Genomic DNA, 23,827 nt, shown 5'->3' on the forward strand with positions numbered 1-23,827 from the left:
GTCAGCTCGGGCCCCGTCACCACGGCGGGGCCCCACCCCTTCACGGGAGCCGCACATGGAACTGAACAGACGCACAGTCATCGCGGGCGCCGCGGCGGCGGGCATCGCCGCCACCACGCTCGGCACGGGCACCGCCGAGGCCTCCTCCGGGCACCACGGACGGGGCCCGGTCAAGGAGCTCTTCGGCAAACTGGACGACGGCACCAAGGTCTACCGCTGGTCCCTGGAGAACGGCGGCACCCGGCTGAAGGTCCTCTCCTACGGCGGCATCGTCCAGTCCCTGGAGATCCCCGACCGGCACGGCCGCCACGCCAACGTCGCGCTCGGCTACGACAACCTCGCCGCCTACGTCGCCGGCACCACCTTCTTCGGCGCGACGATCGGCCGCTACGGCAACCGCATCGCCAAGGGCCAGTTCACCCTGGACGGCAAGAAGTACCAGCTCAACGTCAACGACGGGGAGAACAGCCTGCACGGCGGCGCCAAGGGCTTCAACACCAAGGTGTGGGACGTGGAGGGCTTCACCTCCGGCTCCGACGTCGGCCTGCACCTGTACTACACCAGCGTCGACGGCGAGATGGGCTACCCCGGCACACTGCGGACGAAGGTCACCTTCACGCTGAACCGGCACGGCGACTGGCGCATCGACTACGAGGCCACCACCGACAAGCCGACCGTGGTCAACCTCACCAACCACACGTACTGGAACCTGGCCGGCGAGGGCAGCGGCAGCATCGAGGACCACGAGCTCACGATCGCCGCCTCCCGCTACACGCCCACCGACACCGGTCTGATCCCCACCGGCGAACTGGCGCCGGTGGCCGGCACGCCCTTCGACTTCCGCCGGTGCAAGCCGGTCGGCCGGGACATCCGCGCGGGCCACCCCCAGCAGGTGCGGGCCAAGGGCTTCGACCACAACTGGGTCCTGGACAAGGGCGTCACGGCGCGGCCCGAGCACATCGCCACCCTGCGCGACCCGCGGTCGGGCCGCACCCTGAGGATCGCCACCGACCAGCCCGGTGTGCAGTTCTACTCCGGGAACTTCCTCGACGGCAGCCTCGTCGGCACCTCCGGCCGCACCTACCGGCAGGGCGACGGGATGTGCCTGGAGACGCAGCACTTCCCGGACTCCCCGAACGAGCCGTCGTGGCCGTCGACCGTGCTGCGGCCGGGCCAGACCTACCGGACGACGACGGTGCACTCGTTCGGCGTGTGACGCCGGGCACCGCGCGGGGACGACGGGCGGATCCCTCCGGTTCCCGCGGTCACACAGGTTTCACAACCGTTGAACAGCGCCACGCACCACCTCGTATGTAAGGGCGGCCCGCGCTCCCCCGCGCGGGCCACCCGAACACGACGGGCCCGGACCCGACCACCGGGCCCGCCTCATACGGAGGTTCCATGGCCGACAACGTCACCTCGCTGTTCCGCGGCACCGCGGCACACAGCCCTTCGATGGCGGCGTTGGCACGGGAGGGCGGCGACGGGACCGGTCCGGTCGACTTCTGCATTCCCTGCAATCCCTACTTCCCCACCCCGGCGATGTTCGAGGAGATGGCGGCCCGCCTCCGCGAGATCGTCACGTACTACCCGAGCAGCGCCGAGACGATCACCGCCGAGCTGTGCGACCTGCTCCAGCTGCCGCCGCAGTGCGTGGCGATGGGCAACGGATCGACGGAACTGATCACCTGGCTCGACCACCTGATGGTCCGCGAGTCCCTCGCCATCCCCGTCCCCACCTTCGGCCGCTGGACCGACCAGCCGATGGAGACCGGCAAGCGGGTCGACATGTTCCCGCTGCAGGAGTCCAGCGGTTTCGCCCTCGACCTCGCCCAGTACGCCGAGTTCATCCGCAAGCGCGGCACCCGGGTCGCGGTCGTCTGCAACCCGAACAACCCCGACGGCGGCTGTCTGCAGCGCCACACGCTGGTGCAGTTCATGGACGCCATGGCCGACCTCGACCTGATCGTCGTCGACGAGTCCTTCCTGGAGTTCGCGGACGCCGAGGCCGAGTCGTCCGTCGTGCAGGACGCGCTGATCCGCCCGAACGTCGTCGTGCTGCGCAGCCTCGGCAAGAACTTCGGACTGCACGGCATACGCTTCGGCTACCTGGTCGCCAACCCCGCCCTCGCCGGCCGGGTCCGCTCGATGCTCCCCAGGTGGAACCTCAACTCCCTGGCCGAACACGTGGTGTTCATGCTGAAGGAGCACGGCGCCGAGTACACGCAGAGCCTCCAGCAGGTCCGCCGCGACCGGCTGGACATGGCGAGCCGGCTCTCCTCCCTCCCCGGCCTGACCGTCTACCCCTCCCAGGGCAACTTCCTCTTCGTGCGCCTCCCCGTGGGCGCCGAGGGCACCGTGGTCCGGGACCGGATGCTCACCGAGCACCGCATCCTGGTCCGCGAGTGCGGCAACAAGATCGGTTCGTCCAGCCGCTTCCTGAGACTCGTGGTGCGCCCCCAGGTGGACGTGCGTCGCCTGGTGTCCGGCCTGGAGCAGGTGCTCTACGGGACCAGGAGGGGAGCCGCCGTGCCGGAGCCGAGCACCGGGACCAGCTACAGCTCGGGCACGGCGGCCGTGGACCGGCTGGTCAGCGCCACCAACGGATCCGGTGTGCACGGTCTCGCCGCGATGGCCTCCGGCGGTGCGCCCGCGGAGTCCGGCATGCCCCGGCCCGCGGCGGCGCGGCACGCGGCAACCGACCCGGGAATCCCCACCCCGATGACCGCGCAGACCACCCAGACCGGCCCCCAGCCCGTCATCGGCTTCCCCACCCCCGCACCCGCCGCGGCGCGGCACACCGGAACCGACCCCGGAACCCCCACCCCGATGCCCCCACAGACCACCCAGACCGGCCCCCAGCCCCTCATCGGCTTCCCCACCCCCGCACCCGCCGCGGCGCGGCACGCCGGAACCGACCCCGGAACCCCCACCCCGATGACCGCGCAGACCACCCAGACCGGCCCCCAGCCCGTCATCGGCTTCCCCGGCTTCCCCACCCCCGCACCCGCGGCGATGCAGCCCGTGCCCGCGCCGATGACGCAGCCGCCGGCTCCCGTGCTCGCACCGATGCCCCAGCCGCCCGCTCCCGCGGCGGCTCCGGAGCCCGCGCCCATGACGCCCGCCATGCCGACCGGCCCGACGCCACCGGGCGTCCCCGCCCGTGGGGGCCTCACGGCGGCGCAGGTACGCGGCACCACCGGGCCCCCGCAGGACCTCTCCCCCGCCCCGGCGACCGGCTGGCCCAACGCCCAGAGCTGGCCGAACGCCGCCGGGATGGGACAGACGGGCTGAACCGCGACGCGGCGCTCCGGCCCAGCGGGCGGACGCCGGGCCCGGGCGTCCCGGCGTCGTTCGTCGCCGGGACGCCGCTCGGGGTGGCCCGCGGCGCGGACCACCCCTCTTCCGTGCGTGCGTGCGTCAGGACGCCGGGCACTCCTTCCACGCCATGTGGTACACCGTGCTGATGTCGCCGTCCGTCGAGTCCATGGTCATGAAGCTGACCTTGTCGGCGGAGGTGGAGCCGGCGTTCACCCGCAACTCGGTGTTGATGTTGAAGTTGCGCTGGACCCCGCAGGGCGCCCAGACCAGTTGCGCCCAGTCGGTGGAGTCGGTGGCCTGCCAGTTGTCGTCGTAGGGGCCGTTGAAGGAGTGCGTCTTCTGCGCGGTGTTCGGCGAGCCCTGGAAGTAGTACGAGGCCTTCTGGACGCCGCTCGCGCCGGACTGGAGCGAGGCGAAGCCCCGGTAGTCGGCGCTGGCGATCGCGTAGGTGAAGCCCTGCGGGACGTGCACGACCAGGTTGAGCTGGCAGTTTCTGCGGAACGCCGTGGGGTCGGAGCTGCCGCCCGCCTGGGCGAGGTAGTCGCTGTAGGTCACCGTGAAGGCCGTGTTGTCCTCGGAGACGGCGATCGCGGTCGTGCCCTGCGGGCACCCCGAGCCGTTCACCGTGGCGATCTTGATGATGATCTTGTCCGGGGGCGGGTCCTCGAACCCGCCCGAGGGGTTGTGCGCGGGTATCGCTGTGGTGAGCAGAGCGGCTACCGCGCCGCTCAGAAGGAGTCCACCAGCCATGGTCTCTCCTGCTTCTGTGAGTGGGGGGTGTCCAGCCCGCGGCCCATGGAGAACCCGTGAGGTTCCTGTGAAGACCGGAGGCGAACGCATCGTAGGAAAGCGCGCCACCGGCGGTCAGGGCGAACTCAAGCCATTCACAGTCGTGGATTTCACAGGACGCGCGGGTTGCCGAACTCCGTTGACGGCAAAGGCCGTTGGCATCTTCGCCGGTCATGGGTTCGCAGCCGCACACCTTTCCGTGACCACCCGGCGCGGGCCGGGAGGGCGTTCGCGCCGGGCGGTCACGCCCCGACGGGCTGCCGCTCCCCGACCGGCTGGGGCCGGCCCGCCTTCTCCCGGCGGTGCGCGCGCACCGAGTGGGTCAGGGCGGCGGCCCACAGGGCGAGGAGGACGACGTACACGCCCACGCCGATCGCACCCGGCGCGGCGCTCCAGGCGGCCATCAGGGTGCGGGCGTTGAGCAGCACGATGAGGCCGCCGACCGTCGAGCCCAGGATGCGCGGGGCGACGAAGCGGGACAGCCAGGCGGCGACCGGCGCGATGACCATGCCGCCGAGGAGGAACGCGAGCACCCACGGCCAGTTCACGCCGTGCGAGCCGAGGGAGAGCAGGAAGCCCAGGCTCGCGGCCACCGCCACCAGCGCCTTGCTCGCGTCGACCGAGCCGATCACCTTGCGCGGTTCGAGGCGCCCGCTGGCCAGCAGGGCCGGGGTGCCGATCAGACCCCAGCCGCCCCCGCCGGTGGCACCGAGGAAGCCGGCGGCGAGGCCGACGGGGACGAGGAACCGTTTGCGCAGGGGGCGGCCGAGCCTGCCGCGCGAAACCCCGTGCACGGTGAAGTGGTACGTCACATACAGTCCGAGCGCGAGCAGGATCACCGCCATCACCGGCTCCGCCACCGCCGTCGACATCCCCGCCAGCAGGGTCGCCCCCAGGAACGCCCCCACCGCCCCCGGCACCCCGATCCGCGCCACGACCCGCCAGTCGACGTTGCCGAAGCGCGCGTGCGAGACGCCGGACACCAGTCCCGTCCCTATCTGGGCGAAGTGGACGACGGCCGAGGCGGCGGCCGGGCTCGCGCCCAGGGCCAGCAGCAGCACGGTCGAGATCACCCCGTGCGCCATCCCGAGGCTGCCGTCCACGAGCTGGGCGCCCAGGCCCGCGAGGGCGAGCAGGATCAGCGTCTGCATAGGAGGTCCCGTCGTCTGTCGTCGTCCCGTTGGTTTCCTGGTATTCCCACCGGCTAAGTAGGAATCAACGGCAGTCGAGGCTAGGACGTCAACCTGAGTACACCCTTTGAGACAGCGACGGCAGCGGTGTCGGTGTCGGTGTCGGTCGGGACGGTGTCCCGGCTACGGGTTCTCCCACGCGGCCGGCTCCGCGGCCAGCCGCCGTACCGGCTCCGGCAGGGCGTCCGCCGCGATGTCGGCGATCGTGACCCCTTCCAGAATGCGGCGCACATTGGCCCGCAGCGCGATCCACAGCGGCAGCAGCGGCCGCGCGGAGCCGGTGTACTCGAGGCCCGTGGGCCGCTCGCCGCGCACGGACACGATTGGGCCGTCGACGGCCCGGATGGCGTCCGCGACCGTGATCCGGGAGGCCTCGCGCGCCAGCCGGTAGCCGCCGTTGCCCCCGCGCCGGCTCTCGACGACGCCGGCCCGCCTCAGATCACCGAGGATGCCCTCGAGGAACTTGTGCGGAATGTCCTGCGCGGCGGCGATCGACTCCGCCTTCACCGGTCCGCCGTCCTGCCGAACGGCGAGTTCCAGAACCGCCCGTACCGCGTAATCCGCCCGTGCCGAGATCCTCATACGCCCATTGTGCTGGCCGGGGCCGCCCGCCATGACCACGCCCTCGGCGGCAGCGGCGCGGGCCGCCGAGGGCGCCGGCTCGGGGTGTGAGCCGCTACGCCAGCCGGATCACGTTCCACGACAGCGGTTCGAGTACGGCGTTCAGGGTGCCGTCCGCGAGCGTGGTGCCCTCGGCCGCGTGCGGCCCGACCCGGTCGGGGTCGTCGAGGGTGTTGCGCGCGTCCGGGTCGGCGTCGGCAAGGACGCTGTGCTCGACGACCGACGTCAACCGCAGTCCGTTCAGCGCGACTTCGAGCGGCAGCGGCTCGGTGCGGCAGCGGTTGACGGCGAAGACGGTGACGGTGCCGTCCTGCGCCCGTACGGCGGTGGCGTGCAGCAGGTCCGCCTCGCCGTACTTCCTCGTCTCGTACGTCGGGGAGTCGACCCGGACGTCGAGGACCTGGCCGCGGCCGTGCCGTGCGGCCTGGGCGAAGGGGAAGAAGGTCGTCTGGCGCCAGGCCGGACCGCCGGGCTCGGTCATGATCGGGGCGATGACGTTGACGAGCTGGGCGAGGCAGGCGACGGTGACGCGGTCCGCGTGCCGCAGCAGCGCGATGAGCAGCGAGCCGAGGACGACGGCGTCGGTGACGCTGTAGTTGTCCTCCAGCAGGCGCGGGGCCTCGGGCCAGTCGTGCCGCTCGAAGGTCTTGGCGCGCGCCTCCCACTCGGGCAGGTACCAGACGTTCCACTCGTCGAAGGAGAGGTTGATCCTCTTCTTCGACTTCAGCCGCGCGCCCACGTGGTCGGCGGTCGCGACGACGTTCTCGATGAAGGACTCCATGTCGACCGCGGAGGCGAGGAAGGAGTCGACGTCGCCGTCCTCGGGCCAGTAGTACGCGTGCAGGGAGACGTGGTCGACGAGGTCGTACGTCTCCTTCAGGACCGTCGCCTCCCACTCGGCGAAGGTCGGCATGGCCTGGCTGGAGGAGCCGCAGACGACCAGTTCCACGCCGGGGTCGAGCTGGCGCATGGCGCGGGCCGTCTCGGCGGCGACGCGGCCGTACTCCTCGGCCGTCTTGTGGCCGGTCTGCCAGGGGCCGTCCATCTCGTTGCCCAGGCACCACAGCCGGATGCCGAAGGGGTCCTTGTCGCCGTGGGAGACGCGCAGGTCCGAAAGGGCCGTGCCGTGGGGGTGGTTGGCGTACTCCTGGAGCTGAAGGGCCTCGGCCACGCCGCGGGTGCCGAGGTTGACCGCCATCATGGGCTCGGCCTGGGGGCCGATCTTGCGCAGGAAGCCGATGTACTCGGACAGGCCGAAGCGGTTGGTCTCGGTGGAGTGCCAGGCCAGGTCGAGGCGCCGCGGGCGCTCTGCCGCCGGACCGACCGAGTCCTCCCACCTGTAGCCCGAGACGAAGTTGCCGCCGGGGTAGCGGATCGCGGTGACGCCCAGTTCGCGCACGAGGTCGAGGACGTCCCGGCGCAGGCCGGCCTCGTCCGCGGCGGGGTGGTCCGGTTCGAAGACGCCGGTGTAGACGCAGCGTCCGAGGTGTTCGACGAAGGAGCCGAAGAGACGGGGGTTGACCTCGCCGACGGTGAAGGCGGGGTCGAGGGTGAAGCGGGCGCTGTGCATGGTCGCCTTTCGGGGTGGGTGGGTTCCTGGATCGGTGGCGGCTGCGGGCCGTCGTGGGCGCGCCCGGATGTCCGGGCCGGATACGGGTGCGGCGAAGCCGGTCGCGCCGGTGGGTCCGCCGACGGCCGCCGGCGGGTGCCCGCGGCTCAGGCCGGGTCGTCCCACTGCCCGCCCGTCCGCCTGCCCCATCTGGCTGCCCCGTCCGTTCGAGATCCCGTGCCGCTTCGATACCCGATGACGTTCGGCATACCGGATTGTGCTCGTAACTTCGAACGGGACCGTAAGGAGGAAGCGCTTACCAGTCAATGGTCCGGACGTGACTTTCCGGCCAGGAAGATCGTTCCGGGTTCAATTTCCGGCGCGGGATCGCCTGACGTGAACCGGACCGGCCGCGTAGTCTCGGACCGCCTGTTGTGCGGCGAGAGGCCTCGGAAGGGGGAGCGGTGGAGATCGCGGGCGCACGGAGGACGGCGGCGCGGATCGCTGCTGGGCTGCGCCGCTCGCGGAGGGTCTCCGGGATGCGGGAACTGGCCGACGGCCTCGGCGCCGCCGTACGGGCGAGGCCCCGACCGCCGTCCGGTGCGCACGAGTTGTGCCGGGTGCTGTGCGGGGAGATGAGCGCGCTGCGCGACGGACGGCCTGTCGAGCTGCGCTTCGAGCGCTTCCCCGACGAGATCGAAGTCACCGGGCTGTGGGTGGAGTTCCAGGACTTCGACCTGGTCATCGTCGAGGAGCGCGCCGAGGCGGTGCAGCAACTGGTCATACTCGGGCACGAGTTGTGGCACCTGCACGTCGGGCACATCCATCACCACGTGGCGGGGGCGGCCCTGGCCGGCCGGCGCGCGTGGACCGACCTGGCGCTGTCCGTCGCGGCGCGCGACGGCTCCCGCGTGTCCGACGAGGCGGAGGCCGACGACTTCGGGCACCGGCTCGCCGCGGCGCTCAGGCCGCTGCTGCCCGGGCGCGACGCGAAAGCGGCGCCCGGCCACCGCCGGCGGGCCCCTTCCAGCAGGCCCTGAGCGACCGGGTGCGCGGCCGATCGGCAGGCCGACGACCGCTGGTGCCACCGGGTCCGGGAGGCGCCGCCGCGGCCGGCGACGAGACGGGCGCGGCCCCCTGCGGCCGGCGACGAGACAGGCCCGGCTGCCGGCGGTGGGCGACGAGACCGGCCCGGCCCCCTGCAGCCGGCGACGAGACAGGACCGGCTGCCGGCGGTGGGGGGCGGGGCGGGAGCGGCAGGACGCTCCCCCCCTTCCCCGGTGCGCCGCTCAGCCCGCGAACGCCGGGTGCGGCAGGCCCTTTCCGGCGCCGGGCACGACCAGCAGGGACCCGGCCAGCGGGTGGGGCCGGACGAGGCCGACACGGGCCGTCGTGATGTAGAGGTCCGTCAGGTCCGGGCCGCCGAAGGCGCAGGCCGTGACGCGGGGCGTCGGGAGCTCGATCGCGCGGTCGAGTTCGCCGTCGGGGGTGTAGCGGCGGACCGCGCCGCCGTCCCACAGGGCCACCCACACACAGCCGTCGGCGTCCACCGTCAGCCCGTCGGGGAAGCCCGCCTCCTGCTCGATCTGGGCGAACCGGCGCCGGTCCGCCACGCGGCCGTCCTGGTGATGGAAGACGTCCACCTGCCGGGTCGGCGAGTCGATGTAGTACATCAGCCGGCCGTCGGGGCTCCAGCCGGTGCCGTTGCTGACGGCCACGTCGTCGAGGACGGTCTCGGTGGAGCCGTCCCCGGTGATCCGGGACAGCGTGCCGCCGCCCGGCGCCTCGTCGTAGCGCATGGTGCCGGCCCAGAGGGAGCCGTCGGGGGCGACGGCGGCGTCGTTGCCCCGGCGGCCGGGCACGGGATCGCGGTGCAGCCAGCGGAAGGTGCCGTCGAGGTCGACGAGGCCGACCCCGTCCCGCAGGTTCAGCACGAGCCCGCCGCCGGCACGCGGCTTCGCGGCGCCGACGTGCTGCCCGGTGGTGCGGACCGTGCGACGCCCGGAGCCGGGTTCGTAGGTGTGCACCCGCCCGCCCAGGATGTCCACCCAGATCAGCCGCTCGCGGGCGGCGTCCCAGGTGGGGCCCTCCCCCAGCGCGGCCCCGGCCCGCACCGCCACCTCGTACCGGGACGTCATGCCACGCTCCGGTGCCCGAGTCGCTCCGAGAGCTCGGCCGCGCCCTTCGCGGCGAGCTGCTCCAGCTCGCCGCGGCGCTCCTCGCTCCAGCGGATCATGGGGACGGAGATGGACAGGGCGGCGACGACCTGCCCGGTGCGGTCGCGGACCGGCGCGGCCACGCAGCTGACGTCCGGATTGGACTCCCGGCTCTCGACCGCGATCCCGTTGCGGCGGATCCCGGCGAGAGCCTCGCGCAGGGCGGACGGGTCGGTGATGCTGTTGGGTGTCATCGCGACGAGCTCGGCGTCGTCCGGGATGCGCGAGGTGAGTTCCGGCTCCGGAAGGGAGGCCAGCAGCATCTTGCCGACGGAGGTGCAGTGGGCGGGCAGCCGGCGGCCGGCGGCCGAGACCATGCGCACGGCGTGCGTGGAGTCCACCTTGGCGATGTAGATGACGTCGGTGCCCTCGAGGATGGCCACGTGCACGGTCTCGTCGCAGGTCTCGGCGACGGACCGGGCGACCTGCTGGCCCTCGGCGGCGAGGTCCAGCTGCTCGGCGTACCGGCTGCCGAGCTGGTACGGCCGCACCCCGAGCCGGTAGCGTCCCGGCTGCCCCGGCACCTGGACGATGTAGGACCGGGCGGCGAGCGTGGTCACCAGCTCGTGCACGGTGGTGCGCGGCAGCTGCAGCCTGCGCACTATGTCGGGGGCGGAGAGCGTACCGTCCCCGTCGAGGAAGAGCTCGAGAATGTCGAGAGCCCGGGTCACGGCAGGTACGAGGCGTCCCACGACCGGCCCCCTCCCTTGTTATCTGAGGCGTCTGTGTTCGATATTTCAACAGACGATCGGCATGACGAACACAGGCTAGTCATAGAGCGTTTGCCCCGGCAATGGTTCTGCGCGTTCCAGGAGTTCCGGTGGGCGCGGGAACCGGTCACAATGCCGGACAGCGCGGTCCCCTTCGACCGGCCTGACATGATCGGAGTGCGGGTGGACGGTGTCGGTGACGGCCCTGAGGCGGAACCCGTCCTGGTGACGGGCGGCACGGGCTTCGTGGGGAGTCATCTCGTGCTGCGGCTGCTGGAGCGCGGGTACCGGGTGCGGACCACGGTGCGCGCCGCCGCCGGCGGCGCGCGGATACGGCCCCTCGTGGACATGCGGGAGCGCTTTCCGGGGCGGCTCGAACTCTTCGAGGCCGACCTGCTCGTCGAGGGCTCCTTCGACGAGGCGACAGACGGGTGCGCGGTCGTCTTCCACGTCGCCTCGCCGTTCCTGATGCCGGAGAAGATCAAGGACCCGTGGCGGGACGTCGTCGAGCCCGCGCTCGTCGGCACGCGGAACGTGGTCGGGAGCGTGCAGCGGACTCCCGGGGTGCGGAGGTTCGTGTTCACCTCGACGGTGGGCGCCGTCTTCGGTGACTACGCCGACGTGCTGGAGATGGAGGGGCGGGTCCTGAGGGAGAGCTGCTTCAACACCACCAGCACCGTCGAGAACAATCCGTACCACTACGCCAAGACCGTCGCGGAGCAGGCCGCCTGGGAGGCCGCGGACGCGCAGGAGCGGTGGCGCATGGTCGCCCTGAACGCCGGGCTCGTCCTCGGGCCCTCCCTCACCCCCGCCTCCCGCTCCGGCAGCCTCTTCCTGCTCGACGAGCTCTTCAAGGGCTACTTCTTCTACGGCGCTCCCGACTTCAGCTTCACCACGGTGGACGTCCGGGACCTGGCCGACGCGCACATCGCCGCCGCCGAGAGGCCGCAGGCGCGCGGGCGCTACATCGTCGCGGCGCGGCGGATGACCTCCTTCCACGAGATGGCACGCGTCATCCGGCGGCGGTATCCCGCGGATCTGCGGCTTCCCCGGACCCGCCTTCCGCACTGGCCCGTCCGGATCCTCGGCCCCGCCTTCGGGCTGACCCAGGACTACATCCGCAAGCACCTCGGCATCAGGTTCGAGGTCGACAACAGCCGCGGGGTGCGGGAGCTGGGCATCAGCTACCGGCCCGTGGAGGAGACCCTGCTGGACCACTACGCCGCCTGGCGGGCACAGCGGGGGCAGCGGGCACAGCGGGCACAGCGGGCCGCGTGACGCGCGCCCGGCGGGGCGGCGCACGAGGAGCCGCCGCGGTCTGCGGGCCCCCACGCGCCGCGGTCTGCGGGCCACCGCCCGCCAGGGCCTCCGGGCCCTCACGGGCAGAACCGTTTCACCGTCGCCCCGTCTCCCTCGTCTCCCCGGTCGCCCCCGTCTCCCCGGTCGCCCCCGTCGCCCCGGTTTCCCCCAGCACCCCCCGCAACCTCTGTGCCCTCAGCACCAGTTCGAGCTCGAAGCGGCGGTCGGGGTCGTCGATCTCGTCGCCCCACAGCTCGCGGATCTGGCGCAGGCGGTAGCGGACCGTCTGGGGGTGGACGCCGAGCCGGGCGGCCACCTCCGGCGCCCCGCCCCGCGTCTCCAGCCACGCCAGCAACGTCTGGGCGAGCCGGCGCCCGTGCGTCGGCCCGCAGTGGGTCAGGGGCGCCAGACACCGCACCGCCAGGTCGTCGATCAGCTCCTCCGGCTGGAGCAGCACCAGCGCCTCGGTGTGCTCGGTGCAGTACAGGACGCCGCCCGCGGGCAGCAGCCCCCGTTCCATCAGATGTACGGCCGCCTCGGCCCAGCGCAGCGACTTCGCCGCGTCGGCCAGCGCCACGGGCGGTCCGATCGCACCGGACCAGCCGGTCAGCGCCCGGTGCAGTAACTCGGGCCGGCCCGCCGCGTCCGGTTCGGGGACGACCATGCGGGGCTGCTCGTACTCCATGTCGAGCAGCACGCCCTGCCCGACGGCGGGTGCGACCGCCTCCCGGGCCGGACGCAGCAGCACGCCCACCGCGACCTTGCGCGGCAGCGACCAGCCGACCCGCGCGGCCCGCTCGGTCAGCGCCTCGGCCGGATCGCCCCGGTGGTGTTCGGCCAGCAGCAGCTCCATCAGCCGGCGCTGGAGCCTCAGCCGCTCCCCGGCCTGCCGCGCCGCCGCCTCCGCGTAGCCCCGTACGGACTGGTCGACCAGGCCGTCCAGGTACTCGTAGCCCGCGTCGACGAGCTCGTACATCGCGGGCGGCGGGATCTCCACGCGCTGGCCGATGTCGGCGAAGCGGCGCCAGGCCAGGCGGACGCCCATCCGGTAGATCGCCTGGAGCGAGTCCAGCGACCGGCCGTGCAGCCCCTCGCCGCGTCCGAACTCCTGGAACACGCCCGGCGGGACCGAGGGCCGGCCCTCCGACCGCTCCAGGTGCTGGACGAAGACCTCGATGGCGCGGCGGATGCCCACCAGGGCCATCGGCTCGCCCGACTCGTCGAGGACGACGGGCAGATGGGGGTACTCGCGGCGGATCTCGCGCAGGATCTCCTCGGCGAGGGAGGGCGCCTCCGCCATGGCGATGGCGGCGAAGCGGCGGACCTGGAGCCGCGGGACGTCGTGCCAGGCCGAGCGGGTGGTGACGGCCGGCGAGTGGGTGGGCGGCACCGTCAGCTCCCCCGCTGGGCCTGCTGGTAGGTGATCAAGGGGGTGTTGGGCTGGTCGGGGGTCGCGCCGAGCAGCGCGACGATGCCGAGGGCCGCGCCCACGGCGAGGGCCGCGGCGGCCACGACGGTCAGCGCGGCGGCGAGCAGTCTGGACATCGCAGGGTCAGCCTCTCTGTCCGAAAGGTCGTTCCCGCCCGGCGGTCCCACCCTGCCTGTCGAGCCAGTCTCGACAAGCATTGACACCGCGTCAAGAGGCGCCTACGGTCTCCGGCCACATGGAGCGGCCCGAACTGGAGACATCCATCCCCCTGGAGTCCGGATGCGCCGTACAGCCTCCCCCCTTTCGCTGATCCTTCTGGGACTCGGCACGTTTCTGCTGGTCCTGGCGCCGATGCTGGTGTGGTACGTGGAACCGCGGGCCGCCGTGAACCCGATCGACATCGACACCACGGCCGTCTACCGCGGCACCGGCAGCTACTTCGACACCGAAGCGGTCGAGACCGTCCACGGCAAGCGGATCACGGTCACCCAGCAGGTGCGCGGGAACGTCAAGGACAGCGAGAAGAGCGGGCGGGCGGTGTGGGACGTGACGACGGCGGTCGACACGGACAAGACGCTGCCGGCCGCCGATCCGCACGACGCGCTGGAGTTCTTCCTGAACCGGTGGGTGACCGACCGGCACACCAACCGGCCGGTGCACTGCTGCGGGGAGAACCCCTACTTCGAGGGCGACTCCTATCTGAAGTTCCCCTTCGACGTGCACAAACGCTCCTACACCTGGTGGGACAACTCCCTCGGCGACACGATCGTGCTGCACTACGCGGGCACCGCGAAGGTCCAGGGCTACCGGGGTTACCGGTTCACCGGCTCCGTCCCGCCGACGAAGATCGGGACGCGGCTGGTGCCGGGGGCGATCGTCGGGCAGAAGAGCAAGCCGCAGGTGCTGGCCGAGGAGTGGTACTCCAACCACGGCGTCCGGCTCGTCGTCGACCAGCGCACCGGCCGGGTGCTCTACGCCCAGGTCGGCCCGCGCCGCACGCTGCGCGCGCCGGGTTCCACGAAGGACGCGGTGGTCCTGCTGGACAGCCGGAAGCTGGCGTTCACCACGGCGACGCAGAAGGACCAGGTGAAGCAGGCCAAGAAGGAGAGCGGCCAACTGCGCCTGGTGGGGCAGACGCTGCCGATCGGTGCGGCCGTGGCCGGATTCGTCCTGGCGGCCGTAGGCGTGGTTTTGGTGCTACGAGGACGGGAAAGCCGGAATCACCCCGACATGGGCGGAACTTCACAGGCCGGACTCACGAACTGACATGACGTCAGTTCTAATAAAGCCGCAAATTGTCATCCCGGTGAGTAGCCGTGACGGACGGGCGGGCGAAAACTGTCCCACCCCACCCGAGCACAAGCCGTCCACAAGCCCCGCCCATGAAGAGCTCAGTCCCCCCACAGCAAGTCCGGAAACCACCGCTGAGTTCCGCACCCTGAGACGAGTTGGAGCTCCTATGCCCCAGCACGTGCCTTCCCGGCTGCGCACCGGTCAGTCCCGGGCGCCGCAGCACCGTCCGGCGCACCCCCCACCACCGCGCCGAATCGTTTTCCTCGCCCACCGCGATCTGGGCAATCCGGCCGCCGGCGGCTCCGAGCTGCTGGTCGACCGGCTGGCCGAGGGGCTCACCGCCCTCGGCCACCAGGTGACACTGCTCTGCGGCGGTCCCGCGGCGTTCCGGGACTACCGCGTCGTGTCCGCCGGCGGGGAGTTCGGCCACTACCTGCGCGCGCGTTCCGCCTTCGCCCGTCAGGTCGGCGAGACCGATCTGCTGGTCGAGGTCTGCAACGGAGTGCCGTATCTCGCGCCCTACTGGCACCGCGGGCCCACCCTGTGCCTGGTCAACCACGTCCACACCGACCAGTGGCAGATGCGCTTCGGCGGCCCCCTGCTGCCGGCCGCGCGGCTCGGCCGAAGACTCGAGCAGTGGGCGCTGGCTGGCGCCCAGCACCGGAGCCTGCTGGTCGCCGTCTCCCCCTCGACGGCCCACGCCCTGCGCGCGATCGGCGTGGCACGGGAACGCATCCGCGTCGTGCACAACGGCGTGGAGGAGCCCGGCCCGCGCGCCGAGCGCTCGCCCGAGCCGCTGTTCGTGGCGGTGGGCAGACTCGTCGAGTACAAGCGGATCGATCTGCTGCTCAGACTCTGGGAGCGGGTGCGGCCGGTCACCGGCGGCCGGCTCGTGATCGTGGGCGACGGCCCCGAACGAGGCCGGCTCGAGCAGGCGGCGGGGCCCGGCGTCGAGTTCGCCGGGCATGTCCCGGAGGCGGAGAAGCACCGGCTGCTGTGCGCGGCCTGGCTGCTGCTGCACCCGTCCGCCGTGGAGGGGTGGGGGCTCGTGGTCACCGAGGCGGCCACCCGCGAGACACCGACGATCGCCTTCGACGTGCCGGGGCTGCGGGACTCCGTCGTGGACGGGGAGACGGGTGTGCTCGCGCACGGGGAGTCCTCCTTCGCGGCGGCCTGGTGCACGCTCGCCCTCTCCGGACACCGCAGGGAGCTCATGGGCAAGGCGGCCCGCGACCGCGCGGCGCGTTACCGCTGGCACCGGACGGTGAGACAGTTCCGCGCGGTCGCCGCCGAGGCGGTGAGGGGCTTCGCGCCATGACGCGGCTGCTCCGTACCGGTGCGGCCGGTGCGCGGCCGCGGGCGCGCCGTGGCCGGCCGCGCGGTCTGCTGCGCCCCCGCCGGGGCGTCGCGGAGAACCCGCGCGGGAAGGACCCCTCCGTGCGGCGGTCGCTCGCCCTCTTCCGCGCCTTCCGGCACGAACAGGACGATCCCGTCGCCTGTTACGCGCTGCTGGCGCGGGACGCCGCCGACCAGGTCGAGGCCTACGACGGGCCCGTCGAAGGGCGGACCGTCGTGGACGTCGGCGGGGGCGGCGGGTACTTCACCGAGGAGTTCCGGCGGCGCGGCGCGCACGCGTACCTCTTCGAGCCCGACGCGCGGGAACTGGGCGGGAAGCCGCCCGCCGGGGCGGTGATCGCGGACGGCTATCTGCTGCCGCTGTCCGACGGGGCCGCCGACGTGACCTTCTCGTCGAACGTGCTGGAGCACGTGGCCGATCCGCAGACGTTCCTGAGCGAGCTGGCGCGGGTGACCCGGCCCGGCGGGCTGATCTACGTCTCGTTCACCAACTGGCTCTCCCCGTGGGGCGGCCACGAGTGGGCCCCCTGGCACTACTTCGGCGCCGAGCGGGCCCGCGCCCGCTATCTGCGCCGGACCGGAAGGCCCGCCAAGCACACCCTCGGCGAGAACCTCTTCCCCGTGCACATCGGCGCCACCCTGCGGCAGGTCCGCGCCCGCGACGACGTCACCGTCGTCTCGGCGCGCTCCCGCTACTGGCCCTTCCTCGCGGAGACGGTCGTCAAGGCGCCCGGGATCCGCGAGGTGGCCACCTGGAACCTCCTCCTCATCCTCCGGCGGTGTCCCCCATGACGACCACGGTCCAGGCTCCTCCCCCGGCAGCCGTCCCCACCACCGCGGCCGCCCCGGGCCCGCCGGAGGGCCCGCGGTCGCGGCGCTGGCTGCTGGGGTTCTGGACCGTGGCGTTCGTGCTGTTCGTCGCGGTGCACCCCGGCCGGCAGACCTTCGACACCAAGCTCGGTGTCACGGTGGACCCGGGCGCCTTCTTCTCCGACCTGGGCCAACTCTGGCACGACCAGGGCTCCTTCGGGGGGATCCAGGACCAGTACGCCGGCTACCTCTGGCCGATGCTGCCCTTCTACTGGCTGGCGCACGCCGTGCACCTGCCGGTGTGGCTGGCGGAGCGGCTGTGGATGTCGCTGCTGGTGTCGGTCGCCTTCTGGGGTGCGCTGCGGCTGGCCGAGCGGCTCACCGTGGGCAGCCGGGGCTCCCGGCTGCTCGGCGCGGTGGCGTACGCGCTGTGGCCGGTGTTCACCGTCGTCGTCGGATCCACCTCGGCGGCCGTGCTGCCCGGCGCCTTCCTGCCCTGGGTGCTGCTGCCGCTGACCGACGAGCGGTACACGGCACGGGTCGCGGCCCTGCGCTCGGCGCTGGTCGTGCCGTTCATGGGCGGCGTCAACGGCGCCTCCACGCTGGCCTCGCTGCTGCCGGTCGGCCTGTACCTGCTCTCCCGGCCGCCCGGACCACGGCAGCGCAAGCTGATCGCCTGGTGGGTGCCGGGCGTGATCGTGGCGACGGCCTGGTGGTGGATACCGCTGCTGCTGCTCGGCGTCTACGGCGAGAACTTCCTGCCGTACGTGGAGAGCGCGCAGACCACGACGTCCACGATGTCGGCGACGGAGGGGCTGCGCGGGGCCGGCAACTGGGTCGCGTACCTGCACTTCGGCGAGGCGTGGCTGCCGGCCGGCTGGACCGTCGCCTCCTCGGTGGTCGTGATCGTCTGCTCGGCGCTGGCGGCCGGGCTGGGACTGGCCGGCCTCGCCCGGCGCGACATGCCGGAGCGGCGGTGGCTGGTGCTGACCGTGATCTCGGTCGCGCTGGTGCTGTTCGCCGGGTACGGCGGCGCGTTCGGCGCCCCCTTCCACGGGGTCGTGCGGGACTGGCTGAACGGCTGGCTGGTCCCCTTCCGCAACATCTACAAGTTCCAGACCGGCCTGGCGCTGGCGCTGGCCCTCGGCCTCGCCCACCTGGTGGGCGTGGCCGGCGAGCCGCGCGGGGCCCGGCGGGTGCGCGGGCGCCGCTTCGCCCCGCTGGTCGCGGCGGTCCTCGTCCTGCCGGGCCTGCTGTGGCCGTATCTGAACGGCTCCATCCTCGGGCCCGGTTCCTTCCAGCAGCTGCCCACGTACTGGAAGACCACGGCCGACTGGCTGCACAAGTACTCCCCCGACTCCCGCGCGCTGGTGGTCCCGGCCACCGCGCACGGCCTCTACAGCTGGGGCGCGCCCATCGACGAGCCCCTGGACGTCCTGGCGAAGTCGCGCTGGGCGCAGCGTGACTTCGTCCCCTTCGGCACGCCCGGCAACCGGCGCGCGACGGACGCCGTCGAGCAGGCCCTGGCCACCGGCAGCGAGGTCCCGGGCCTGGCCGACTACCTGAGCCGGGCCGGCATCCACTACGTCGTCGTGCGCAACGACCTCGACCCGGCCCAGGCCGACTCGGTGCCGACCTCGATCGTGAAGCGGACGCTGGAGCAGTCCGGCTACGAGCGGGTGACGGGCTTCGGCCCGATCATGACCGGCGGCGTCATCGCCCACGACGCGCCGCTCCAGGTCGAGGGGCTGTACCCGCGCCGGCGCGCGGTCGAGATCTACCAGCCGACCGGCGCGGACGTCCCGCGACCGGGCCAGGCCCATCTGCTGCCCGTGTCCGACACGGCCGTCGTCTCCGGCGGCCCCGAGGCACTGCTGCCCCTCGCCGCCGAGCTGCGCGGCCGGCCGGCCGTGCTGACCGGCGACAACCACCCCGGCCTCGGCTCCCCGCCGCTGCAGATCACCGGCGACGGGCTGCGCCGCGCGGACACCCGGTTCGGGCTGGTCACCGCCAACACGTCCTACACGTACACGAGTACGGAGCGCAACGCGCCGGACGCCGTACAGGACCCGGGCGGGAAGCCGCACCAGATCCTGCCCGTCAAGGGCCTCGACCACCAGACGGTGGCCCAGCTGCGCGGCGCCCGGTCGGTGACGGCGTCCTCCAGCGGCAACTGGCTCTTCCACCTGCCCCAGTACGACCCGGTGAACGCCTTCGACGGCGACCCGGGCACGGCCTGGGCGGAGGGCGCGCCGGGATCGGCGGACGGGCAGTGGCTGCGCATCGGCTTCACCGGCCGCTACGACATGCCGTCCTCCTTCAAGGTGACCCCGCTGCCGCAGGAGAGCGTGCGCGCGGCGGCGACCAAGGTGCGGGTGGAGACCGAGAAGGGGTCGGCGACCAGCTTCCTGCGCCCGAACGGCCAGACGCAGAAGATCAAGGCGCCGAAGGGCGCGACGCGCTGGATGAAACTGACGATCACCGAGTCGGTGGCCCGCCGCTCGGGCCTGACCGGCGCCGGCTTCTCGGAGATCGCCCTGCCGCGGGTGCGGGTGACCCGGCTGCTGCGGCTGCCGACGGACGCGCGGTCCGGCGACGCGGCCGCCGAGCAGATCTCGCTGCACCGCTCCGCCGACCCCACCGGTCTCTCCGCGACGGGCATGGAGGCGGGCCTGCACCGGCGCTTCTCCACGGCCACGGCGGGGACGTACGAGATCCGGGCGAGCGCGGTGCCGGTCCCCGGCGAGGCGCTCGCCAGGATGCTCTACGAGGTCGCCCCCGACCAGCAGAACCGCATCGTCGCCACCGCCGACTCGACGGCGTCGCTCGGCGCGGGCCTGTCGGCCCGCAACCTCACCGACGGCGACCTCACGACGGCGTGGATCGCCGGCGACCGGCCCACCATCCATCTCAGCTGGAGCGGCAAGCAGCCCATCGGTGAAGTGGTGCTGGCCCCGGCGGGCGGACTGTCCACCCGTCCCACCCAGGTCGACATCAGCTCACCGGACGGCTCGACGATCGCCGGCGTCGACGACAACGGCGTGGTCCGCTTCGACCCGATCACCACCGACCGGCTGGACATCACGATCACCCGGACCGCGCCGCTGACCCTGCACAACCCGGTCGCCGACGAGGACCTGCAACTGCCCGTGGGCCTGACCGAGGCCTACATCCCGGCCCTGGAGCAGTACCGCACCCCGCAGCCGAGCGGCAGCCGGACCTTCTCGCTGCCGTGCGGGCGGGGACCGGACGTGGCGGTGGACGGCACGCTGTACCAGACCAGCGCGAAGGGAACCGTGCGGGACCTGCGGGAGCGCCGGCAGGTGGCGGTGACGCTCTGCCGGCGCGGTCGGACCGACACGGCGCTCCGGCTGTCGGGGGGCAGCCACCGGCTCGAGGCCGGGGACGCCGGACCGCTCGTCCTGACGGACGTGACGCTGACCCGCGGCACGGTCACCCGACCCGCCGCCGCGGCCCGGCAGCTGACGATCAGGGACTGGCTGGGCGACCGCCGCGAGGTGACCGTCGGCTCCGGTGCGGCCATGTACCTGACGACGTACGAGAACTACAACGACGGCTGGAAGGCCACCCTGGGCGGCAAGGAGCTGACCCCGGTCCGGCTGGACGGCTGGCAGCAGGGCTGGCGCGTCCCGGCCGGGGCGGGCGGCACGGTCAAGCTGTCCTACGAGCCCGCGACGACCTACAAGGGCGGGCTGATCGGCGGCGCGGTGGGCCTCGCCGTCCTGATCGGCCTGGTCGTGTGGCGCCGCCGGGCGCCGAACCCCGACCCGCGGCAGCCGGTGCCGCCGCTGCCGGGGCTGTGGCTGGGCACGGTGGCGCTCACCGCGGTGGGCATCGTGATCGCCGGGTGGCCGGCGCTGCTGGTGCCCGTGCTGGCGTTGCTCGCGTACCGGCGGCACGCCCTGCTCGTGCCGATCGCGTTCGCCGCCCTCGCGGGGGCGGGCATCGCGGCGGCGACCGGCGCAGGCGAGCCCCCGGGCGCGGGTCACGGCGCGTTCGGGCACGCCGCGCAACTGCTGGCGCTGACCGGCCTGTTCGCGGGCGCGGTGAGCGTACGCGAGCCCGACGAGGGGCCCGGCTCCACAGCCGTGCTGCCCACCGTACCCACGACCGCACCGCCACCGACGACCGGAGAACCCCCCGCGACCGGGCGTCCCCCCGCCTCCGAGGCCCCGACCCGCCCACTGCCGCACCGGATCCGCGGCGAGAACGGCCCGGCACCGGCAGCCGGCCAGGCACCGGGGGACGGCCCGGCACCCGGCGGCGGACCGGATCACAAGAGTGGTTCGGTCCACCAGAACGGACCGGCACCCGGGGCCGCCGGACCGACCCCCGGGGCCGGACCGGGCTCCCGGAGCGGAGGGGCACCCCGACATGCCCCACCACCCGAGACCGGCCCACCACCCGAGACCGGCTCCGCATACGAGAAGACCCGTCCCGCACCGAGGGTCGGCCCCGCGCCCGAAAGCGGACCGACGCCTGTGGCCGGACGGGCGCCTCAAGCCGGACCAGCGTCCCAGAGCGAACGGGCCCCCGAGAACGACCCGGCCCCCGCCGGTGGCGCCGGCGCACCGGTGCCGCGTTCACGGCCGGTCGCCGGGCCGACGGTGTCGGCGCGTGGTCGTGGACCGTCCGAGCCGGACCCGCCGAGCACGCGGCTCCCCAGGAAGGGCGGCCCGTCATGACCGCACTCGACCGGCCCACCCGCGCCGACGGCCCGGCGCTTCCGTCCGGACGCATCCCGTTCCCGGTCGTCGACGAGGTGGCCCGGCACTGCCTCCAGGAGGAAGAGCCGGAGACCGTCCACATCGAGGTGCACCTGCCGGGACGGCTGGACCGCGAACGGCTGCGCGCGGCGTTCGCGGAGGCGCTGCGCCGCCATCCGCGCATCCTGATGCGGGAGGCCGCAGGCCACTGGTACCGGCGCCGCTACGAGTGGGAACTGACCTCCGAGCCGGACGTCGAGGTGGTGAGCTTCCCCGCCGCGGGACGCTGTGCCCTCCGGGACGCGCGGACGCGGGCACTGACGGCGGCTCCACCGCTGTCGCTCTCCCCGCCCATACGCCTGGAGGTGGTCGAGGGAGCGGGCCCGGCGGAGGGCAGCGAGGCCACCGATGCCGTCGGCGAGTCCCGCACGGCCGCGGACGATCGCAGCGCCGGGGCGGCCCCCGGCCCGACGGACGCGGCCCCCGGCCCGACGAACGCAGCCTCCGGCCCGACGAACGCGACCCCCGCCCCGACAAGCACACCCCCCGACCCATCGAGCACGCTCCCCAGCCCGACGGGCGCGGCCACCGGCGCAACGAGCGCGCCCCCCGCCCCGAACAGCGCGCCCCCCGGCCCGACAAGCACGCCGACCAGCCCGACAAGCACACCCCCCGACCCGAACAGCGCGCCCCCCAGCCCAACAAGCACACCCCCCGACCCGAACAGCGCGCCCCCCAGCCCAACAAGCACACCCCCCGACCCGAACAGCGCGCCCCCCGGCCCAACGAGCACGCCCCCCGACCCGCCCCCCAGCGGCGCCCCCGGCCGGGAAACCCGCAGCGCCCAAGGAACCGGCAACCCCCGCCAGGGAGCCGGCACCGTCCTCTTCCTCACCATCAACCACACCGCCCTCGACGGCCCCGCCTGCCTCCGTGTCCTCGCGACCGCCGCCGAGATCTACGGCGGTCGCGACAACTCCCCCGCCGCGCCGCCCGTACGCGCTCCGGAAGTCCCCCAGGACCCCGGCGACACGCCCTCCAACTGGTCCCCGCCGGCCCGGGTCGCCCGCGGCGCCCCGGAGCCCTTCCCCGGCAACGGCCTGCTCGTCACCGAGCTGCCCCTCCCGCACCGGCCCAAGGGCTCCCCGTACACGGTGAACGACCAGCTCATGGTCACCACCGCGCTCACCGTCGCCCACTGGAACCGCGAACACGGCGCCCGTCCGCGCCCCTTGCGCATCACCATGCCCGTGGACGACCGCCCCCGGGACGCCACCATGCCGATCGGCAACGGCACCCGGCTGGTGGAGGTCCCGTTCGCTCCGGAGGAGCTGGCGGCGCACGGCACCGGCGACATGCCCGCGCTGCTGCGCCGCACGGCGACCCGCACGCGCGCCCTCAAGTCCCTCCCCCGCCCCCAACTCGGCCACGGTGCGGCCCTGCTGACCGCCCCCGTCACCCCGGTGGCCTGGCGCGCCGCCCTCACCCGGGGCCTGCGCAGGGCCGCCGCGCCCTGGACGTCGACGACCCTGCTCAGCAACATCGGCCGCGTCCCCTACCCGCTGGACTTCGGCGCGGATGCGGGCCGCGCGCACGCGGTCTGGTTCTCGGCGCCCGCGCGCATGCCCCGCGGCCTCACCGTCACCACCGCCTCCACCGCCGGCCGCCTGCACCTCGCCCTGCGCTGGTCCCGCGCGCTGCTCGGCCACGGCGACGGCGCCCATCTGAGGGACCTGTTCGAGCACTACCTGCACTCCACGGAGGCGACCCCGTGACCACCGCCCCCCTGCACCACCCGGACCTGCGGGACTTCTACGAGGACCCCGCCGTCCCCGTCGCCTCCGGCACCCCCCGCAGCCGCCGCCAGGCCCGCGTGCTGGCCGCCGCCCTCGGCCCGGCCACGCGCACCCCGTGCACCGTCCTCGACATCGGCTGCGGCGACGGCACCGCGGCCGCCACCGCGGCCCCCCTGCTGCCCGGCCACCGCGTCGTCGGCGTCGACTGGTCCCAGGACGCGCTGGTCCGCGCCCGGACCCGCCTGCCGTACGCCATCCGCGGCGAACTGACCGGCGGCGGGCTGCCGTTCAGGTCCGGCTGTGCCGACGCCGTGCTGTTCAGCGAGGTCGTCGAGCACCTCGTCGACCCCGACTCGGCGCTGGAGGAGATCCGCCGGGTGCTGCGCCCGGCAGGCCATCTGATGCTCTCCACCCCCAACCTGGCCGCCTGGTACAACCGCGCCCTGCTGCTGGCCGGAGTGCAGCCCGTCTTCTCCGAGGTCAGCCTGCGCGCCGTGCACGGCCGTCCGGGCCGGGAGGTCGTGGGGCACCTGCGGCTCTACACCGCCCGCGCGCTCAGGGAGTTCGTCGCCGCGTCCGGCTTCGAGGTCGTCGGGCTGAAGGGCGCGCCCTTCCACGGCGTGCCCCGCCCGCTGCGCGCCCTCGACCGGCTGGCCTGCTCCAGACCGTCCCTCGCCTCGATCCTTCTCCTGCACGCGCGGAAGACCTAGAGAAGACCTGG

The 23,827-nt window shown here is 73.4% G+C and carries 18 protein-coding genes; 10 read left to right on the plus strand and 8 right to left on the minus strand.

Annotated features, from left to right (window positions below; all coding sequences use genetic code 11):
* Positions 1–55: 55 nt before the first annotated feature.
* Both ACJ9NR_RS12805 and ACJ9NR_RS12810 read left to right on the plus strand, forming a co-directional pair.
* Positions 56–1,216, plus strand: a complete 1,161-nt coding sequence (locus tag ACJ9NR_RS12805) for an aldose epimerase family protein (RefSeq protein WP_412487669.1) — start codon at positions 56–58, stop codon at positions 1,214–1,216.
* A gap of 185 nt (positions 1,217–1,401) precedes the next feature.
* On the plus strand, positions 1,402–3,294 hold the full coding sequence (locus ACJ9NR_RS12810; RefSeq protein WP_412487670.1) for a pyridoxal phosphate-dependent aminotransferase: 1,893 nt from the start codon (positions 1,402–1,404) through the stop codon (positions 3,292–3,294).
* Between the two features lie 126 nt (positions 3,295–3,420).
* Here ACJ9NR_RS12810 and ACJ9NR_RS12815 read toward each other — a convergent pair whose 3' ends face one another.
* From ACJ9NR_RS12815 to arfA, 4 genes are all read right to left on the minus strand, one after another.
* A complete protein-coding gene (locus ACJ9NR_RS12815; protein WP_412487671.1) occupies positions 3,421–4,071 on the minus strand; it encodes a DUF4360 domain-containing protein in 651 nt (216 codons plus the stop codon).
* 281 nt (positions 4,072–4,352) lie between these two features.
* Entirely contained in the window at positions 4,353–5,261 is a 909-nt protein-coding gene (locus tag ACJ9NR_RS12820; protein WP_412487672.1) for a sulfite exporter TauE/SafE family protein, read from the minus strand.
* 162 nt (positions 5,262–5,423) lie between these two features.
* The gene (locus tag ACJ9NR_RS12825; protein ID WP_412487673.1) at positions 5,424–5,882 is read right to left on the minus strand and encodes an RrF2 family transcriptional regulator; all 459 of its coding nucleotides are present in this window, start codon (positions 5,880–5,882) and stop codon (positions 5,424–5,426) included.
* Between the two features lie 94 nt (positions 5,883–5,976).
* Positions 5,977–7,491 carry an arabinosylfuranosidase ArfA gene (gene arfA, locus ACJ9NR_RS12830; RefSeq protein ID WP_412487674.1) on the minus strand — a complete coding sequence of 505 codons (1,515 nt, stop codon included), beginning with the start codon at positions 7,489–7,491 and terminating at the stop codon, positions 5,977–5,979.
* 443 nt (positions 7,492–7,934) lie between these two features.
* Here arfA and ACJ9NR_RS12835 point away from each other — a divergent pair, with 443 nt between their 5' ends.
* Positions 7,935–8,510 carry a toxin-antitoxin system, toxin component family protein gene (locus ACJ9NR_RS12835; RefSeq protein ID WP_412487675.1) on the plus strand — a complete coding sequence of 192 codons (576 nt, stop codon included), beginning with the start codon at positions 7,935–7,937 and terminating at the stop codon, positions 8,508–8,510.
* A gap of 249 nt (positions 8,511–8,759) precedes the next feature.
* Here the strand turns inward: ACJ9NR_RS12835 and ACJ9NR_RS12840 are convergent, their stop codons facing one another.
* Together ACJ9NR_RS12840 and ACJ9NR_RS12845 are read right to left on the minus strand one after the other, a co-directional pair.
* Positions 8,760–9,608, minus strand: coding sequence for an SMP-30/gluconolactonase/LRE family protein (locus tag ACJ9NR_RS12840; protein WP_412487676.1), 849 nt, complete (start codon positions 9,606–9,608; stop codon positions 8,760–8,762).
* Positions 9,605–10,378 carry an IclR family transcriptional regulator gene (locus tag ACJ9NR_RS12845; protein ID WP_412487677.1) on the minus strand — a complete coding sequence of 258 codons (774 nt, stop codon included), beginning with the start codon at positions 10,376–10,378 and terminating at the stop codon, positions 9,605–9,607. Before ACJ9NR_RS12845 ends, ACJ9NR_RS12840 begins: the two co-directional genes overlap by 4 nt.
* A 186-nt stretch (positions 10,379–10,564) precedes the next feature.
* Between ACJ9NR_RS12845 and ACJ9NR_RS12850 the strand changes: the two genes are divergently transcribed.
* Complete coding sequence (locus ACJ9NR_RS12850; RefSeq protein ID WP_412488818.1) at positions 10,565–11,674, plus strand: NAD-dependent epimerase/dehydratase family protein; 1,110 nt, start codon at positions 10,565–10,567, stop codon at positions 11,672–11,674.
* Positions 11,675–11,789: 115 nt separating this feature from the next.
* On the opposite strand, the gene ACJ9NR_RS12855 is transcribed toward ACJ9NR_RS12850, so the two are convergent.
* Together ACJ9NR_RS12855 and ACJ9NR_RS12860 are read right to left on the minus strand one after the other, a co-directional pair.
* Positions 11,790–13,085, minus strand: coding sequence for a PucR family transcriptional regulator (locus ACJ9NR_RS12855; protein WP_412487678.1), 1,296 nt, complete (start codon positions 13,083–13,085; stop codon positions 11,790–11,792).
* Between the two features lie 2 nt (positions 13,086–13,087).
* A complete protein-coding gene (locus ACJ9NR_RS12860; protein WP_412487679.1) occupies positions 13,088–13,240 on the minus strand; it encodes a hypothetical protein in 153 nt (50 codons plus the stop codon).
* Positions 13,241–13,403: 163 nt separating this feature from the next.
* Here ACJ9NR_RS12860 and pgfA point away from each other — a divergent pair, with 163 nt between their 5' ends.
* From pgfA to ACJ9NR_RS12890, 6 genes are all read left to right on the plus strand, one after another.
* Complete coding sequence (pgfA, locus tag ACJ9NR_RS12865; RefSeq protein ID WP_412487680.1) at positions 13,404–14,390, plus strand: cell envelope lipid trafficking protein PgfA; 987 nt, start codon at positions 13,404–13,406, stop codon at positions 14,388–14,390.
* Between the two features lie 193 nt (positions 14,391–14,583).
* A complete protein-coding gene (locus ACJ9NR_RS12870) occupies positions 14,584–15,735 on the plus strand; it encodes a glycosyltransferase family 4 protein (protein ID WP_412487681.1) in 1,152 nt (383 codons plus the stop codon).
* Entirely contained in the window at positions 15,732–16,565 is an 834-nt protein-coding gene (locus ACJ9NR_RS12875) for a class I SAM-dependent methyltransferase (RefSeq protein WP_412487682.1), read from the plus strand. Before ACJ9NR_RS12870 ends, ACJ9NR_RS12875 begins: the two co-directional genes overlap by 4 nt.
* A complete protein-coding gene (locus ACJ9NR_RS12880) occupies positions 16,562–21,289 on the plus strand; it encodes an alpha-(1->3)-arabinofuranosyltransferase domain-containing protein (protein ID WP_412487683.1) in 4,728 nt (1,575 codons plus the stop codon). Before ACJ9NR_RS12875 ends, ACJ9NR_RS12880 begins: the two co-directional genes overlap by 4 nt.
* On the plus strand, positions 21,286–23,085 hold the full coding sequence (locus tag ACJ9NR_RS12885; RefSeq protein WP_412487684.1) for a hypothetical protein: 1,800 nt from the start codon (positions 21,286–21,288) through the stop codon (positions 23,083–23,085). The genes ACJ9NR_RS12880 and ACJ9NR_RS12885 overlap by 4 nt, the downstream gene beginning before the upstream one ends.
* Entirely contained in the window at positions 23,082–23,816 is a 735-nt protein-coding gene (locus ACJ9NR_RS12890) for a class I SAM-dependent methyltransferase (protein WP_412487685.1), read from the plus strand. Before ACJ9NR_RS12885 ends, ACJ9NR_RS12890 begins: the two co-directional genes overlap by 4 nt.
* Positions 23,817–23,827 lie beyond the last annotated feature (11 nt).

It is taken from the genome of Streptomyces sediminimaris (assembly GCF_047049295.1).
Taxonomy (GTDB): Bacteria; Actinomycetota; Actinomycetes; order Streptomycetales; family Streptomycetaceae; genus Streptomyces; species Streptomyces sediminimaris.

Coding starts and splice junctions, on each gene's coding strand:
- ACJ9NR_RS12805 (WP_412487669.1), top strand. CDS start 56: ATGGAACTGAACAGACGCACAGTCATCGCGGGCGCCGCGGCGGCGGGC.
- ACJ9NR_RS12810 (WP_412487670.1), top strand. CDS start 1,402: ATGGCCGACAACGTCACCTCGCTGTTCCGCGGCACCGCGGCACACAGC.
- ACJ9NR_RS12815 (WP_412487671.1), bottom strand. CDS start 4,071: ATGGCTGGTGGACTCCTTCTGAGCGGCGCGGTAGCCGCTCTGCTCACC.
- ACJ9NR_RS12820 (WP_412487672.1), bottom strand. CDS start 5,261: ATGCAGACGCTGATCCTGCTCGCCCTCGCGGGCCTGGGCGCCCAGCTC.
- ACJ9NR_RS12825 (WP_412487673.1), bottom strand. CDS start 5,882: ATGAGGATCTCGGCACGGGCGGATTACGCGGTACGGGCGGTTCTGGAA.
- arfA (WP_412487674.1), bottom strand. CDS start 7,491: ATGCACAGCGCCCGCTTCACCCTCGACCCCGCCTTCACCGTCGGCGAG.
- ACJ9NR_RS12840 (WP_412487676.1), bottom strand. CDS start 9,608: ATGACGTCCCGGTACGAGGTGGCGGTGCGGGCCGGGGCCGCGCTGGGG.
- ACJ9NR_RS12850 (WP_412488818.1), top strand. CDS start 10,565: ATGATCGGAGTGCGGGTGGACGGTGTCGGTGACGGCCCTGAGGCGGAA.
- ACJ9NR_RS12860 (WP_412487679.1), bottom strand. CDS start 13,240: ATGTCCAGACTGCTCGCCGCCGCGCTGACCGTCGTGGCCGCCGCGGCC.
- pgfA (WP_412487680.1), top strand. CDS start 13,404: ATGCGCCGTACAGCCTCCCCCCTTTCGCTGATCCTTCTGGGACTCGGC.
- ACJ9NR_RS12870 (WP_412487681.1), top strand. CDS start 14,584: ATGCCCCAGCACGTGCCTTCCCGGCTGCGCACCGGTCAGTCCCGGGCG.
- ACJ9NR_RS12875 (WP_412487682.1), top strand. CDS start 15,732: ATGACGCGGCTGCTCCGTACCGGTGCGGCCGGTGCGCGGCCGCGGGCG.
- ACJ9NR_RS12880 (WP_412487683.1), top strand. CDS start 16,562: ATGACGACCACGGTCCAGGCTCCTCCCCCGGCAGCCGTCCCCACCACC.
- ACJ9NR_RS12885 (WP_412487684.1), top strand. CDS start 21,286: ATGACCGCACTCGACCGGCCCACCCGCGCCGACGGCCCGGCGCTTCCG.